Raw genomic sequence first — 16,100 nt, 5'->3', positions numbered from 1 at the left:
TCTATACCTCCATTGCCTTAAATAATTTCTTTATATTTTCCTCTATATCTCCGTTAAACACGGCAGATCCGGCTACAAATACATTGGCACCGCATTCCATGATGTGGGCGATATTGTCTGCTGTTACGCCTCCATCCACCTGGATATCCACATCGAGACCTTTCTCTTCAATCATGCTCCTCAGGTCCCTGATCTTTTGATCCATCGCTTCTATATAAGACTGGCCTCCGAATCCAGGATTCACTGACATGATGAGCACCATATCCAGATCGTCCAGCACATAATCCAGCACACTCAGCGGAGTTGCAGGATTCAGCGAAACACCAACTTTACAGCCTTTTTCCTTGATCTGCTGGATCACACGTCCAAGATGGGTGCATGCCTCTGCATGTACTGTGATATAGTCTGCCCCGCAGGCAGCAAATTCATCAATAAATCTGCCCGGCTCTTCCACCATCAGATGGACATCAAATACTTTGTCCGTCACGCTGCGGATGCTTTTGATAACCGGCATGCCAAATGAAATATTCGGCACAAAGTCTCCGTCCATTACATCAATATGGATCCACTGAGCCCCAGCGGCATCTGCTTTTTTAATGTCTTCACCAAGTGTCTTGAAATCTGCCGATAAAATCGACGGCGATAAAATGTATTCCATGCTACCTTCTCCTTTTTATCCTCTAATACACTAACAGTTGTATTATAACATATCCTCAGAGAAAAAAGGGGAAGAAAAGCTCTCCCCCTTTACACTAAACCTCTTCTGCAATTTCCCTCATGGCTTTAGCCATATTCCACAGATGGTCACCGATCCGTTCAAAGTCCACCAGCATCTCTGAGTAGATGATACATGCCTCATCGCTGCATTCTCCCCTCTTCATCCTTCTCAGATGGCTGTCATAAAACTCTTTGGTCTTCGCATCTACGAAATGTTCCATCTCATGGAGATCCTCAAGCCACTTCTTTGTATCCTGTATCTCTCTCTGAAAATACCGGAACATGTTGTGGCAGATCTGTTTCATCTCTTTCAGCTCCGCTCTGGCCTGGCGTGAAAACTGAATCTTCTTTTCCTCAATGATTTTTGTATAATCACATATGTTTACCGCATGATCGCCGATTCTCTCAATATTTCCCGTCATTTTAAAATACAGGCTGATAATCTCGGAAGTCGTCTCATTGGTCTCATATACCATCATCTTAGAAATGATTGCGGAGATTTCTTTGTTCAGGAAATCTATATACTCCTCCCTCTCCTCTACCTCTTTTAACTTATGGCTGTTCCCCATCAGAAAGGACTGAAAGCTTTCGTCCACATTTTCCTTTGCCATTTCAAGCATTCTGCGGATCTCTTTGCCCACTTCCTCCGTATGGATGGCAGCACCTCCAATACGGGGATCCAGCCCTGCATCCCAAGTCCTTAAATATTTCAGATGCTTCTGCTTTTGTTTTTCTTCTTCCTTCTCCGGCAGTATTTTAACTGCAAGGGATGCCAGCTGGGTTCCGAACGGAATCAACAGAAAACTTGTGGCCAGATTAAATAATGTATGCATATTTGCAATCTGCCTCGGCGCGTTTCCCGGTGTCCAGGATGCCACCAGACTGCTCAGAGGAAGTGTCAGGCATATTGTTGTAAAAATAATAGTACCGATAATATTAAACAGCAGATGGATCACCGTGGTCCTCTTTGCACTCCGGCCTGTCCCGATAGCCGCAAGAATTGCTGTAATGCAGGTACCGATATTCTGCCCGAACAGGACAAACACCGCACTGTTAAATCCAATCAGCCCGCTGGCTGCCAGAGCCTGCAGAATACCTACAGATGCGGAGGAAGACTGGATCAAAGCTGTGAATCCTGCACCTGCCAGAATACCGATCAGCGGATTTGAGAATTTTGTCATCAGGTTAATAAATGCGGGTGCATCCCGAAGCGGCATCATCGCCGTACTCATCATATCCATTCCGATAAACAAAACACCCAGGCCTGCAACGATCTGTCCTATGTACTGGACCTTAGGCTTCTTAACAAATAAAACCATAGCCACCCCTGCAAATGCAAAGACGGGAGCCATAGCCCCTACATCCAGGGCAATCAGCTGTCCGGTAATGGTTGTCCCAATATTGGCTCCCATGATAATCCAGACTGCCTGATTCAGCGTCATGAGTCCTGAATTCACAAAGCCTACAACCATAACAGTCGTGGCAGAAGACGACTGGATGACAGCCGTAATGCCGGCCCCTACAGCAACTCCCAAAAACCGGTTGGAAGTCAGCCTCTCCAGAATCCGTTTCATCCGGTTGCCCGCAGCCGCTTCCAGCCCGGAGCCCATCATCTGCATACCATACAGGAACAGAGCAAGTCCACCCAGCAGCCCTAATATAATCGTTGTATTCATATTTTTATTCTCCTTTGTCTCACAATCATTTCACTGTAATTTAACAGCAATTTTATTTTACATGATTTTTGTGGAGAATAATGTTAAATCCTTGTAAAATCAAGGTTAAACATTAGAACAAAGTGGGCTTGTTCACTTTGCGCGCCAAATGCGATTTGCCACAGGCAAATAATTTCTCTGTGCATTTGTGCGCATCCTGCACGGAGTGCTTTTTATTGCATAGGGGATTCTGAAGGAATTTCCTATGCAACAAAAAAACAGGTGCACTGAGTTATTCAGTGCACCTGCCTTTTTCGTAACTGCTTTTTATTTATCTGCTAATTCTTTCAAACGAGCAAATTTTTCTTTGGCATTCTTTTCAGCCTGCTCAAACAGTTCTTTTGCTCTTTCTGGATTCTGACGAGCAAGAGCATTGTAACGAACCTCACCCATGATGAAGTCATTGTACTCTGTTGTAGGCTCTTTAGAATCTAATGAGAATGGATTCTTTCCATCTTCAGCTAATTCAGGGTTGAAACGGAATAAATTCCAGTATCCTGATGTAACTGCTTTCTTTTCTTCAGACTGAGCAATGCTCATTCCGCCCTTGATACCATGGTTGATACATGGAGCGTAAGCGATGATCAGTGAAGGTCCCGGATAAGCTTCTGCCTCTGCGATTGCTTTGACTGTCTGATTGTAATCAGCACCCATAGAAATCTGAGCAACATATACATATCCGTAGCTCATTGCGATTGCTGCAAGGTCTTTCTTCTTCACAGCCTTACCAGCTGCTGCGAACTGAGCGATTGCTCCTGCCGGTGTAGCTTTGGATGCCTGACCGCCAGTGTTAGAGTAAACTTCTGTGTCGAATACAAAGATGTTTACATCTTCACCGCTTGCAAGTACATGGTCAACACCGCCGAATCCGATGTCGTAAGCCCATCCGTCACCGCCGAAGATCCACTGAGATTTCTTAGATAAGTAATCTTTCATCTTAAGAATCTCTTTGCCTTCTTCACATCCACATGCCTCTAACGCTGCAACTAACTTCTTAGTAGCTGTTCCGTTTTTCTTGCCGTCTGTAAAAGTATCTAAATATTCAGCTGCAGCTGCTTTTACATCTGCATTTCCTGTTGTCTCTGCCAGAGCAGCAACTTTTTCTTTTGTCTGCTCTCTCAGTGTAGTCTGTCCTGTGAACATACCTAAACCAAACTCAGCATTATCTTCAAACAGAGAGTTTGACCAAGCCGGTCCCTGTCCTTCTCTGTTTACTGTGTAAGGTGTTGCAGGTGAAGAACCACCCCAGATAGAAGAACATCCTGTTGCATTGGCGATGTACATTCTTTCACCAAATAACTGAGTGATCAGTTTTGCATATGGTGTCTCACCACATCCTGCACAAGCTCCGGAGAACTCAAGGAGAGGTTTCTTGAACTGGCTTCCCTTAACAGATTCTGGTTTGAATTTGTCGAAGATATCTTCTTTTACAGGTAAAGACTGTCCGTAGTTGTATACTTCCTGCTGATCTTTCATGCTGTCCAGAGATACCATAGTGAGGGCTTTTTCGCCTTTCTTTCCTGGGCAGACATTTGCACAAGATCCACATCCTGTACAGTCAAGAACTGTTGTTGTCATTACAAATTTGTAATCCGGCATTCCAGTCATCGGAAGAGATTTTGTAGCTTCCGGTGCTGCAGCAAGTTCTGCTTCTGTCATTGCAACCGGACGGATTACTGCATGAGGACATACATAAGCACAGAAGTTACACTGGATACAGTTATCCGGATTCCATGTAGGAACATCTACAGCAACTCCACGTTTTTCGTATGCAGCAGATCCCTGAGGCATATGTCCGTCAGCATAAGGAACTAAGTCGCTTACCTTTAAGGAATTACCAATCTGTCCGTTGACAGCATTCTGGATATTGTTAACGTAATCAACAAGATCTTTTCTGTCTCCTGATACCGGATGCAGTAAGCTTTCTTCTCCGCAGTCAGCCCATTCAGCAGGAACCGGAACTTCTACGACACTCTTGGCACCAGCTTCGATTGCATCATGGTTCATCTTAACGATGTGATCACCCTTTTTGCTGTAAGAAGCTGTAGCAGCGTCTTTCATGTACTGGATTGCATCTGCTTCCGGAATGATTCCTGATAATTTGAAGAATGCAGACTGAAGCACTGTGTTGATACGTCCGCCAAGTCCGATTTCTTTACCGATCTTAATACCGTCGATCACATAGAACTTAATGTTATGTTTAGCCATGTAAGCTTTTACCTGTCCCGGAAGGTGATCTCCGATCTCTTCTACCGGCCAGCTGCAGTTCAGCAGGAATGTTCCGCCGTCTTTTAAGTCCTGAACCATGTTGTATTTTGTCATGTACGGAGCACAGTGACATGCAACGAAATCAGCCTTGTTGATCAGGTATGTTGCTTTGATCGGGTCATCTCCGAAACGTAAGTGGGAAATTGTAACACCGCCTGATTTCTTAGAATCATAATCAAAGTATGCCTGAGCATATTTATCTGTGTGGTCACCGATGATCTTGATAGAGTTCTTGTTGGCACCAACAGTACCATCTGCTCCAAGACCCCAGAACTTACAGCTTACTGTGCTTTCCGGTGTAGAAGAAACAGCTTCTCCTCTTTCAAGAGATAAGTTTGTTACATCATCGTTGATTGCAACTGTGAATTCTTTCTTATCTTTGTTATTGAATACAGAGATGATATCAGCAGGAGTTGTATCTTTGGAACCTAATCCGTAACGTCCTCCGTTGATTGTCACCTGTTCGAATTTTGTTCCTCTTAATGCAGAAACAACATCTAAGTATAATGGCTCTCCAAGAGATCCCGGTTCTTTTGTTCTGTCTAAAACGTTGATTGTTTTAACAGTCTCTGGGATAACTTCGAGTAATTTCTCAGCTACGAATGGCCTGTAAAGTCTTACTTTAACAACACCGACTTTTTCACCTTTTGCTGTTAAGTAATCGATTGTCTCATCGATTGTCTCACATACAGATCCCATTGCGATAATAACAGATTCTGCGTCAGCAGCTCCGTAGTAGTTGAATAATTTGTAATCTGTACCGATCTTAGCATTTACCTGGTTCATGTAATCTTCAACAATTGCCGGGAATGCATCGTAGTATTTATTGCATGCTTCTCTTGCCTGGAAGAAGATATCTGGATTCTGAGCAGATCCGCGGAGAACCGGATGTTCCGGATTCAAAGCGTTAGCTCTGAACTTTTCAAGAGCATCATAATCTACCATGTCTGCAAGATCTTCGTTGTCCCACATTTCGATCTTCTGGATCTCATGAGATGTTCTGAATCCATCGAAGAAATGAAGAACAGGAACGCTTCCCTTGATTGTAGATAAATGAGCAACAGCGCCTAAGTCCATAACTTCCTGAACGCTGGAGCTGCAAAGCATTGCAAAACCTGTCTGGCGACAAGCGTAAACGTCAGAATGATCACCAAAGATATTCAGTGCATGAGATGCGATTGCACGTGCAGATACATCAAATACACAAGGCATTAACTCACCTGCGATCTTATACATGTTAGGAATCATCAGTAATAATCCCTGAGATGCAGTGTATGTAGTTGTCAATGCACCTGCTGCAAGAGATCCATGAACAGTTCCCGCTGCTCCGGCCTCTGACTGCATTTCAACTAATTTTACAGGATGTCCGAAAATATTTTTCTTACCCTGTGTTGCCCACTGGTCTGTAGACTCTGCCATTGGTGAGGATGGTGTAATCGGATAGATTGCAGCTGTTTCAGTAAACGCATAAGATACGTGTGCTGCGGCTGTGTTACCATCCATGGTTTTCATTTTTCTTGCCATGTTTCTTCCTCCTAAAAAATCTTGTGTAAATATTAACAATCTACACTTAAGTTTTCCCCTGCTCCTTCCAGCGGAGACAGGATGTTATCACAACAACGAGACCGTTGTTTAGAACAAAATAAAACTGTATACAATCCTGCATACAGCTTTATTCTACATCATTTAAGCGGGTTTTTAAAGGATTTTGCCCAAATTTCTTCGTATTTTTTTTAGTACTTTATGAATCATTTTTTTATATAAAAATCTTGTCCAAAAAATAACAGTGTCTTTTGTCTATTTTGACTGATTTTCTAATGATTTCTGGTGCTGGCTGAAAGTTTCTGAGAAAATATGAGTTCCATTTCCTGTTTTATCCGTATGGTAATAGAGATAGGAATTCTTCTGCGGAGAAACTGCCGCACTGAGTGCGTTGGTTCCCGGATTGCAGATCGGCCCCGCAGGCAGCCCCTGGTATTTGTACGTATTATATGGTGAATCCACTTCCAGATCCTTATACAGCGTTCTCTTCTTATTATATTTGCCTTTTGTGAGAGGATATAGAACTGTAGCGTCAATCTGCAGTTTCATTTTTTTATCCAGGCGGTTATATATTACACCGGAAATCTTTGCATATTCTGCATCCACTTTTGCTTCCCTCTCCACAACCGAAGCCAGGGTCACAATCTCATACGGGGTCAGGCTACTCTTGCTTTCTTTGGAAATCTGCTCCCATTTCGAATTAAAATTGTCCAGCATCATTCCCACAATCTTCTTCGCATCCGTGTTTTTATATACTTCATAGGTGTCAGGAAATAAAAATCCCTGCAGCTTATAAGTAACCTTTGCTTTTTCAGGAATCGTCTTGATCCAGTCGTAGGAGTATCCGTCAAGGTCATTGACAGCCTTTAAAAAGTCTTCTGCACTGCACACATTCTGCTTTTCTAATTTCTGCGCTGTAAGTTCTGCCGTATATCCTTCCGGGATCGTAATCCTGACTGTCCGCTCCGCCCTCTTTTTTGCGGCTGCCTGCTGACGCTCTTCTTTTTTTACTTTAAACATCCAGCACGCCGCCCCCAGAACAGCAATAATCAAAACGAGCAGGAAAATCCACAGCTTCTTTTTCTTTTTTTTCTTTTCGTAAAAACTTAACCCCATAAAATCCTCCATAATTCGACATTCTTTATCTCTCATTATACTGATATTGTTATGAAAAGCCACCCTTTTTATTAATTTATTTTAATATTTTTAATACATTTGTAACTTCATTGACATTCTTTTGGTTTGCTATATAATCAGTTATATAGGAAGATATAGAAAGGAATAGGAATTATGGCAAACCCAATCGTAACAATTACAATGGAAAACGGAGATGTTATCAAGGCAGAATTGTACCCTGATATTGCCCCAGTTACCGTCGAAAACTTTGTCAATCTCGTAAAGGAAGGATTTTATGACGGACTGACATTCCACCGCATTATCTCCGGATTTATGATCCAGGGAGGATGCCCGAACGGAAACGGTACAGGCGGACCGGGACACACTATCAAAGGTGAGTTCAGTTTAAACGGAGTGCAGAACGACTTAAAACATACCCCGGGCGTTTTATCTATGGCAAGAGCAATGGATCCGGATTCTGCCGGTTCTCAGTTCTTTATCATGCATAAAACTTCTCCGCACCTGGATGGTCAGTACGCTGGCTTCGGACAGGTTATTGAAGGAATGGATGTGGTCAATAAACTTGCAGAAGTTGCAACTGATTACTCTGATGCTCCATTGGAAAAACAGGTCATGAAATCTGTGACCGTAGAAGAATAAAAGACATCAAAAGATTGTACCGGACATGCTTAGGACACTTCGTTGTTCTGGGCATGTCTTTTAACGCGGCACAGATTATAAGTCTGATAGGGAGGTATTTTTTTGGAACATAAGTATTTATTTTTTGATGTTGACGAGACTTTATACAGCAATAAAACCGGCCAGATTCCACCCAGTGCAGGAGAGGCCCTGAAGCGTGCTCAGGCCAACGGCCACAAAATATTCTTAAATACGGGAAGACCGTATGCTTATGTAGGCGCTGACTTCTTTTCCCTGGATTTTGACGGTTATCTCTGCGGAAACGGTACTGATATCCGTTATAAAGGGGATATACTTTATCAGAGGACGCTTCCAAAGAACATCCAGACCGCAATCATAGAACTCTGCGGCACTTACGGCATTCGGGCCTGTCTTGAAGGCAGTCTCTGCTCTTACTTCACTGACGATGACATTTCGTTCCATCCCTATTATGCCTCTATGATCCAAGTAAGCAAAAACTCAGACGGTATGACCATTGAATACAGCTGGGACCACGTGAGGTCCTTTGACAAACTGGTCTGCTTTTCCCGCCCCGATGTCCCCCAGGATATGGCTTTATTTATTGAACAGATTAAGGCTCTGGATTTTCCGCTGAAGTGTATCCAAAATGATGATTCTTTCTATGAGATCATTCCGGAAGGCACATCCAAAGGAACTGCCATCACTTTTATTGCAGAATATTTCAACATCCCGACAGATGACTGCTATGCCTTTGGAGACGCGCCCAACGACCTGCCTATGTTTGAAGCTGCAGGACACGGCATTGCCCTCGGAAACGCTTATGACTGCATCAAAAACGCAGCCGAGTATGTGACCACCGATATTGATGCCCGCGGAATCTGGAATGCACTGGACCACTACGGCTTCTTACGGCCGCAGCGTTCCGCTTTCTAAGACTGCTTGTTATACATAACAAAGGGGATATGCCAAATCACCTGGCATATCCCCTTTTTGTTTTTGCTGTTATTTCACTCTTGCTGTAAGTTCACCGTTTTGCTCATCAATCAAAATGGTATCTTCCATGTTGACCCCATCACTTAAGATAAGCCTTGCCGCCAATGTCTCCACACTTTTCTGCAGATACCTCTTTAACGGCCTTGCCCCGTACATCGGATCATAACCGTTGTCGGCTACAAAGATTTTTGCAGCAGGTGTCAATTCCACAGCCAATTCTTTGTCGCTGAGACGCTTATTCAGATCTGACACTAACAGGTCAATGATATTTGTAATATTGTCTTTTGTCAGCGGTTTAAACAGGATCATCTCATCCAGGCGGTTTAAGAATTCCGGGCGGAAATGGTTCTTCAGATCTGCCATAACCATGTCTTCCGCTTCTTTTGTAATATTGCCGTTTTGATCAATACCTTCCAGCAAATATGTGGAACCGATGTTGGATGTCATGATCAATATTGTATTTTTAAAATCTACCGTTCTTCCCTTAGAGTCCGTGATCCTGCCGTCGTCCAGCACCTGAAGCAAAATATTGAACACATCAGGATGCGCCTTTTCCACCTCATCAAACAGTACAACAGAATATGGTTTTCTTCTGACTGCTTCTGTCAGCTGGCCGCCCTCCTCATATCCTACATATCCCGGAGGCGCTCCGATCAGACGGGCTACAGAATGCTTCTCCATATATTCACTCATATCAATGCGGACGATGTTCTGTTCATTGTCAAACAGGCTTTCTGCCAGTGCTTTGGCAAGTTCGGTTTTACCCACACCAGTCGGACCTAAAAAGAGGAAGGAACCGATCGGTTTGCTTGGATCCTTAATGCCTGCCTTGGAACGTATAATGGAATCTGTCACAAGCTGCACAGCATTGTCCTGTCCCACAACTCTTTTGTGCAGGATCTCATCCAAATGAAGTGTTTTGTTTCTCTCGCTTTCTGTCAACTTCGCCACAGGGATTCCGGTCCAGCGGGAAATGATCTTGGCAATCTCTTCGTCGGTGACACTTTCCCTGACCATAGATCTGTCTTCTTTTCTCACTTTTTCTTCTTCCTCTTCCAGCTGTTTTTTCAGCTCGGGAAGGCGTCCGTACTGCAGTTCTGCAGCCTTGTTCAGATCATAGTTTCTCTGGGCGATCTGTATTTCATTATTGACTGATTCAATTTCTTCTCTCAGCTTTGAAACCCGCTCCACAGAGGATTTTTCATTTTCCCATGTGGCTTTTTTAGCATTAAAGTCTTCCCTCATCTCTGCCAGTTCCCTCTGCAGTTCCAGGAGACGTTCTCTGCTCAGATTATCATCTTCTTTTTTCAGGGCAGCTTCTTCAATCTCCATCTGCATGATCTTTCTCTGGACTTCATCCAGTTCTGCCGGCAGAGAATTCATCTCTGTCTTGATCATGGCACAGGCCTCATCTACCAGGTCAATTGCCTTATCCGGGAGAAAACGGTCTGTGATATAACGGTTGGAAAGAGTTGCGGCAGCCACCAGGGAACCGTCTGTGATCTTCACTCCATGGAAAACTTCGTAGCGTTCCTTTATCCCCCTCAGAATGGAAATGGTGTCTTCCACTGTGGGCTCATCTACCATAACCGGCTGGAACCTGCGCTCCAGAGCCGCATCTTTTTCAATATACTGGCGGTACTCATCCAGAGTGGTCGCTCCAATGCAGTGCAGCTCACCTCTGGCAAGCATCGGCTTCAGCATATTTCCTGCATCCATGGATCCCTCTGTTTTTCCTGCCCCTACGATTGTATGCAGTTCGTCAATAAAGAGGATAATCTGGCCTTCACTCTGCTTAACTTCCTCAAGAACTGCTTTCAGCCTCTCCTCAAACTCTCCTCTGTATTTGGCTCCTGCCACAAGGGATCCCATATCCAGAGAGAAAATGGTCTTGTCCTTCAGCTGTTCCGGCACATCCCCGCGGACAATCCTCTGGGCAAGTCCTTCGACTACTGCAGTCTTACCAACTCCCGGCTCTCCGATAAGCACCGGATTGTTCTTGCTCTTCCTGGAAAGAATGCGGACAACATTTCTGATCTCGCTGTCCCTTCCGATTACCGGGTCAAGCTTCTGCTCTCTGGCGCGCTTTACCAGATCATATCCGTATTTCTCCAAAGTGTCATAGGTAGCTTCCGGATTATCGCTGGTTACCTTTTTATCTCCTCTTACCTGTGATAAAACCTCCAAAAAACGGTCTCTGGTGATGCCGTATCCGCGGAACAGTTCTTTTACAGAGCTGTTTGGCTTTTTAATCATAGCCAGAAACAGATGTTCCACAGAGACATACTCATCTCCCATGGCTTTCATCTCGTCCTCACCTGCCAGCAGTACCTGGTTCAGTGCCTGGCTCATATATACCTGGCCGCCGGAAACCTTTGGTTTCTTCTGAAGCAGTTCCTGCACCTGGGATAAGAAGGAATCCTTATTTACATTCATCTTCTCCAAAAGGCTTAAAATCAAACTGTCCTCTATAGTCAGCAGGCTATATAATAAATGTTCCTGGTCAATTTCCTGGTTTTGTCCGTCATAAGCAATTTTTTCACACTGATTCACTGCTTCTATCGACTTCTGAGTAAACTTATTAATATTCATCTTCACTCCTCCAATCTTGATTGTTCTATATCTAGTATAACATCTAGAATATAAAAAGCAAGTATTATTTTTATTTTTCTTGACACTATCATTTTTATCTGATACATTCAATACATACTAATAGTATGTATATGAGAAAGGATGATTTTCCATGGCAAGAAATAAATATCCTGAAATCACGGAACAAAGGATCTTAGATGCGTCGCTGAAATTATTTTTAGAAAAAGGCTATGAACACACAACGATACAGGATATCATCGACGAACTGGGTGACCTGACCAAAGGTGCCATATATCATCACTTTAAATCTAAAAGTGATATTATTGAAGCTGTCATGGATCAGCTCTACGGCGGGCAGGCAAAGGACTGGGAGGACATTATCAATGGACCCGGAACAGGACTTGAAAAATTAAAAAGGCTGCTGATCGTATCAATTAAAAACCCGGGCAACCAGATGATGATCAAAGCAGCCCCCAATATCATGAAGAATCCGCGTTTTCTTATGAAACAACTTTTTGACAGCCTGGAAGAAACAGCACCCCAACTGATACTTCCGTTGGTGGAACAAGGCATTAATGATGGTTCCATAACAACAGAATATCCTAAAGAGCTTTCAGAGTCCCTGATCATCTTATGCAATTTTTGGATGAACCCATTTGTTGTCCAAAATACTGCAGAGGAACTGGTCCGCAAAACTCAGTTTATGAAAGACCTGCTGGACCGGCTGGGAATGCCTTTGCTGGATGATGAAGTCCTGTACGTTCTTGAGTCTTACCGAAAACAGCTGGAAGAAAAAGAATGACACACCCGCCAGTCCTCAGAATAGTCTATTACAGTCTGACTCTGGGGACTGCAGTAAAACTTTTCTTATTTTTTTGTTCATTTTACATACCAACCGAATGTATGAAAGGAGTTTTTATGAACGATAAACTATTTAACCGGGATTTTTCCCTTGTGGTCATTGGACAGATCATTTCTCTGTTCGGCAATTCCATCCTGCGATTTGCACTTCCCCTGTATCTGCTGAAAGAAACAGGCTCCGCATCTCTGTTCGGAATTGTCACAGCCTGTTCCTTTATTCCCATGATCCTGCTCTCACCGGCAGGAGGTATTGTGGCTGACCGTGTCAATAAGAGAAATATCATGGTCATCCTTGACTATGCTACCAGCGCATTAATTCTGCTTTTTACGGCAGTTCTCGGCCATGTGTCTTTAGTACTGCTCTTGATTGTAACCCTGATGGCTCTCTATGGCATTCAGGGCGCCTATCAGCCTGCAGTGCAGGCCAGCCTTCCGGCTCTGCTCACTCCTGAACGGCTGCTGTCCGGCAATGCAGTGATCAATCAGGTCAACGCCCTCGCTAACCTGATCGGTCCGGTAGCCGGCGGAGCTTTATATGGTTTTTACGGTATCCGCCCAATTTTATATGTGAGTATAGGATGTTTTTTATTTTCTGCCACAATGGAACTCTTTATCCATATACCATTTAAAAAGCCTCAAAAGGGAAACAGTGTATTTTCCATCGTAAAACAGGATCTTCAGGAAAGCTTTCATTTTATACGCACAGAACAGCCTGTCATAGGAAAAGGTATTTTGATCGTCTGCGCTTTTAATCTGTTTTTAAGTGCTCTCCTGATTGTAGGTCTGCCTGTTATCATTACACAGATTCTTCATTTATCCAGCCAGCTGTACGGATATGCACAGGGAGCTCTGGCCCTGGGAGGCCTTTTGGGCGGCATCCTCACAGGTATATTTGCAAAGCGGCTGAATATACAAAATGTTCACCTTCTTCTTTTGTCCAGCGCAGCCGCTCTTCTTCCTATTGGAATTGTGCTGAATCTTGACTTAGCTCCGATAGCTGCTTACACAGTGATTACCATCTGCAGCTTTTTTATGATGGCATGTTCCACCATATTTACTGTACAAATGCTTTCTTTTGTACAGACTCAGACACCAGGACACCTGATTGGCAAAGTGATTTCCTGCATCATGGCTCTCTCCATGTGTTCTCAGCCTCTGGGGCAGGCTGTTTACGGATTTTTGTTTGACATCTTAGAAAACCAGCCTTACCTTATGATCTATGGGGCCTGTTTGATCTGCTGTCTGATCTCCTGGGAATCCAGAAAGATATTCCAAACGATTCCTAAAGCGGCACCGGCCGCAGAATAGAACAAAAGGAAGCAGCTGTAACTATGAGCTGCTTCCTTTTCTTATTTATAGTTATCTGATTTCTATGTAATCTCCGAAAGATCACCGGAGGGATCAATACAAAATCACCGGAACTTCTTCGTCGATCTCCATTGTATCCTCCGTTATCAGACAGTCTGCTGCAAGTACATGCACTCCTGCATCGGCTGCCTTCCTCAGCGTATCGCCAAAAGCTCTGTGTGTCCGGTCATTAGGTCTGAAACAGTGGACTCCCTTCATCTGTATTACAAAAATAATATATGCCTCATAGCCTTCTTTTGTACATCGGATCAATTCTTCCATATGCTTGACTCCACGCTCAGTGGGTGCATCCGGAAACCATGCTGTCCCGTCTTCCTCCAGAGTTACCCCCTTGACTTCCACAAAAGCATCTTTGGTGTCTTCCATTAAGTTTCCGCCCCTGATAAAAAAATCGAATCTGGAACTTCCATATGTTTTCTCAGCCTTGATTTCTTCTATATAAGGATAAATTCCTCCCTGCCTCAGCCATTCTCCCACCGCTTTATTAGGGGCCTGTGAATCCATGTTGATCAGCAGATTCCCTTTTCTGACTCCAATCAAAGAATACTTTGTTTTTCTCTTAGGGTCATCATGCTGCTGCAGAAAAACTCTGACTCCCGGTATAAGCAGTTCTTTGCAGCGCCCCGTATTTTTCACATGTACCTCTTCCTCCTGTCCTCCAATGAGGACAATCGCTATAAACCGATTGGGACGCTTTAAAAAAGTACCTGAAATTATATGATCATAATGCATGCTGTCTCTCCTTTTCGCCCCCTTATGATAACTTCATAAACCCCGTATGTCAAGAAACAAAGTGACTTGCCGCAGTGTGATCCTTGCGGAGCGTTTTTTATTTCATAGGAGGCACTTTCCTATGAAATAAAAAAAGGATGTCTCAAAACCATAGTTTACACTTACAGTTTTGAGACATCCTTTTAAACTCCTACATGAATTACATTCTGCTGATCACAGACTGTATGTACTTATAAGAGCGCGGGCAATTCTTTTTTAAGGAAGATTTGTTCATGGAATACTCTTTGAAGCACTCTGCAAAAAACTCCTTGTTGGAGGAAACAGCGTACTTTTTATTGTCTCCTTTGAACTTATTCTTCTCTGCTTTGTAGATAGACAGGAACTCTTTCGTTGAATCAGCTCTTCCCTGCCGATAGGCCACAAAATGTCCCACTTCATGGACAAGAACACGGTCTACATTGGCTTTTAAATAAATCCGTTTCCTGGATGGACTGAACACTCCGTCTGCTCCCTTTAAGGCGGAGGAACGTGAATTTGTTTCGATCTTCATTCCGGTCTTCTTAAAAGAATTAATTACCCTTGTATCAATGATCCCCTTCAGTTGGTTAATATCAGCACTTCCTGATCTGGCCAGATTTGTCGTCTTTGTTGTAGTCTTTGTGGTCACTGTAGTTTTAACCGTCTTGCGTTTTGCTTTCAGAGTAGTTTTAACTACCGTATTCTTACGGATGACCTTTTCAACCTTTTTAGAAACACTTTTGGTCAGTTTCTTTGTGGTCTTGATTTTTTTGACTGTGGTTGTCTTTTTTCTGCGTACCTTTTTTCTTAACTTATATTTTTTTGTTTTGACTTTTCTGGTTGTGCTGACTTTAACTGAAACCTTGCTTGATGCTTCGACACGTTTCGGAGCCGGGACCCCCATCCCAACACCTGCGGTTATGATAATAACTGCTAATGCCAATGCACAAATCTTTGTGACTGCTTTTTTCATGGCTGCTGCGCCTCCTCTGATCTCAAGGCACAAACCCGGTAAATAACCGGTGAAAAAAACAGTTCCCTACTCTGTTCTTCCTGCACATGATCCCCATCATGCGGCAACCGGCTGTCATAATCTGCTGCCAGACCTTAGACCCTTGGCTTTGTGCCGCTGCCTTTCGACAGCTTTACTGAATATGTAATTGTTTCTTCATCGCTTTGGATGTGAATACCATGTGATGAATACAATCATCCAGCTTTTGAAAATCAAAGCGTTTCTTTAAAAAAGAAAAACCGCCTGTGAAGTTTCCTTCACAAACGGCTGCGCTTACAGATTTAATATAAGTTAGATACCTATATCCATACACATTAAATGAATAATGTGGCAACCGGCTGTCATAGTCCTGTACCGGACTTTAGACCCTTGGCTTTGTGTCACTGCCTTTCGACAGTTTTACCCATGAATATGAAATTATACGAGACAATCCACTTTTGTCTACACCTTAATTATAGGCTTGTGACGCCTCATATGTCAAGGAATAATATCACCTTTTTTCTCTC

11 protein-coding genes and 2 riboswitches are annotated in these 16,100 nt (G+C 43.4%); of the genes, 4 read left to right on the top strand and 7 right to left on the bottom strand.

Features of this window, described 5'->3' with window-relative positions:
- Position 1: 1 nt before the first annotated feature.
- The 4 genes from rpe to mltG all read right to left on the bottom strand — a co-directional run bounded on the left by rpe (position 2) and on the right by mltG (position 7,358).
- Positions 2-658: a ribulose-phosphate 3-epimerase gene (gene rpe / locus KH180_RS09525; RefSeq protein ID WP_290759663.1), complete on the bottom strand. Its 657-nt coding sequence runs from the start codon at positions 656-658 to the stop codon at positions 2-4.
- A gap of 94 nt (positions 659-752) precedes the next feature.
- Positions 753-2,393: a Na/Pi cotransporter family protein gene (locus KH180_RS09520; RefSeq protein ID WP_290759661.1), complete on the bottom strand. Its 1,641-nt coding sequence runs from the start codon at positions 2,391-2,393 to the stop codon at positions 753-755.
- 306 nt (positions 2,394-2,699) lie between these two features.
- On the bottom strand, positions 2,700-6,224 hold the full coding sequence (gene nifJ / locus KH180_RS09515; RefSeq protein ID WP_290759659.1) for a pyruvate:ferredoxin (flavodoxin) oxidoreductase: 3,525 nt from the start codon (positions 6,222-6,224) through the stop codon (positions 2,700-2,702).
- A 273-nt stretch (positions 6,225-6,497) separates the two neighbouring features.
- The gene (gene mltG, locus KH180_RS09510) at positions 6,498-7,358 is read right to left on the bottom strand and encodes an endolytic transglycosylase MltG (protein WP_290759657.1); all 861 of its coding nucleotides are present in this window, start codon (positions 7,356-7,358) and stop codon (positions 6,498-6,500) included.
- A gap of 174 nt (positions 7,359-7,532) precedes the next feature.
- On the opposite strand from mltG, the gene KH180_RS09505 reads away from it, so the two are divergent.
- On the top strand, positions 7,533-8,018 hold the full coding sequence (locus KH180_RS09505) for a peptidylprolyl isomerase (RefSeq protein ID WP_290759655.1): 486 nt from the start codon (positions 7,533-7,535) through the stop codon (positions 8,016-8,018).
- A gap of 102 nt (positions 8,019-8,120) precedes the next feature.
- Complete coding sequence (locus tag KH180_RS09500) at positions 8,121-8,951, top strand: HAD family hydrolase (RefSeq protein WP_290759653.1); 831 nt, start codon at positions 8,121-8,123, stop codon at positions 8,949-8,951.
- A 69-nt stretch (positions 8,952-9,020) separates the two neighbouring features.
- On the opposite strand, the gene clpB is transcribed toward KH180_RS09500, so the two are convergent.
- The gene (clpB, locus tag KH180_RS09495; protein ID WP_290759651.1) at positions 9,021-11,603 is read right to left on the bottom strand and encodes an ATP-dependent chaperone ClpB; all 2,583 of its coding nucleotides are present in this window, start codon (positions 11,601-11,603) and stop codon (positions 9,021-9,023) included.
- A gap of 151 nt (positions 11,604-11,754) precedes the next feature.
- Between clpB and KH180_RS09490 the strand changes: the two genes are divergently transcribed.
- A complete protein-coding gene (locus KH180_RS09490; RefSeq protein ID WP_290759649.1) occupies positions 11,755-12,405 on the top strand; it encodes a TetR/AcrR family transcriptional regulator in 651 nt (216 codons plus the stop codon).
- Positions 12,406-12,521: 116 nt separating this feature from the next.
- Positions 12,522-13,772, top strand: coding sequence for an MFS transporter (locus KH180_RS09485; protein ID WP_290759648.1), 1,251 nt, complete (start codon positions 12,522-12,524; stop codon positions 13,770-13,772).
- 93 nt (positions 13,773-13,865) lie between these two features.
- Here the strand turns inward: KH180_RS09485 and sfsA are convergent, their stop codons facing one another.
- Together sfsA and KH180_RS09475 are read right to left on the bottom strand one after the other, a co-directional pair.
- Positions 13,866-14,564, bottom strand: coding sequence for a DNA/RNA nuclease SfsA (sfsA, locus tag KH180_RS09480; RefSeq protein WP_290759646.1), 699 nt, complete (start codon positions 14,562-14,564; stop codon positions 13,866-13,868).
- Between the two features lie 199 nt (positions 14,565-14,763).
- On the bottom strand, positions 14,764-15,555 hold the full coding sequence (locus KH180_RS09475) for an anthrax toxin lethal factor-related metalloendopeptidase (protein ID WP_290759644.1): 792 nt from the start codon (positions 15,553-15,555) through the stop codon (positions 14,764-14,766).
- A gap of 99 nt (positions 15,556-15,654) precedes the next feature.
- Positions 15,655-15,742: riboswitch (cyclic di-GMP riboswitch) on the bottom strand.
- 178 nt (positions 15,743-15,920) lie between these two features.
- Positions 15,921-16,008: riboswitch (cyclic di-GMP riboswitch) on the bottom strand.
- Positions 16,009-16,100 lie beyond the last annotated feature (92 nt).

This window comes from Anaerostipes sp., from assembly GCF_018381315.1.
Taxonomy (GTDB): domain Bacteria; phylum Bacillota; class Clostridia; order Lachnospirales; family Lachnospiraceae; genus Anaerostipes.
The sequence above is the reverse complement of the archived record's forward strand: the minus strand, read 5'-3'. Positions and strand labels throughout refer to the sequence as shown.

Bases quoted from the DNA above. Each gene is read 5' to 3' on its own strand.
- rpe (WP_290759663.1), bottom strand. From the start codon at position 658: ATGGAATACATTTTATCGCCGTCGATTTTATCGGCAGATTTCAAGACA.
- KH180_RS09520 (WP_290759661.1), bottom strand. From the start codon at position 2,393: ATGAATACAACGATTATATTAGGGCTGCTGGGTGGACTTGCTCTGTTC.
- nifJ (WP_290759659.1), bottom strand. From the start codon at position 6,224: ATGGCAAGAAAAATGAAAACCATGGATGGTAACACAGCCGCAGCACAC.
- mltG (WP_290759657.1), bottom strand. From the start codon at position 7,358: ATGGGGTTAAGTTTTTACGAAAAGAAAAAAAAGAAAAAGAAGCTGTGG.
- KH180_RS09505 (WP_290759655.1), top strand. From the start codon at position 7,533: ATGGCAAACCCAATCGTAACAATTACAATGGAAAACGGAGATGTTATC.
- clpB (WP_290759651.1), bottom strand. From the start codon at position 11,603: ATGAATATTAATAAGTTTACTCAGAAGTCGATAGAAGCAGTGAATCAG.
- KH180_RS09490 (WP_290759649.1), top strand. From the start codon at position 11,755: ATGGCAAGAAATAAATATCCTGAAATCACGGAACAAAGGATCTTAGAT.
- KH180_RS09485 (WP_290759648.1), top strand. From the start codon at position 12,522: ATGAACGATAAACTATTTAACCGGGATTTTTCCCTTGTGGTCATTGGA.
- sfsA (WP_290759646.1), bottom strand. From the start codon at position 14,564: ATGCATTATGATCATATAATTTCAGGTACTTTTTTAAAGCGTCCCAAT.
- KH180_RS09475 (WP_290759644.1), bottom strand. From the start codon at position 15,555: ATGAAAAAAGCAGTCACAAAGATTTGTGCATTGGCATTAGCAGTTATT.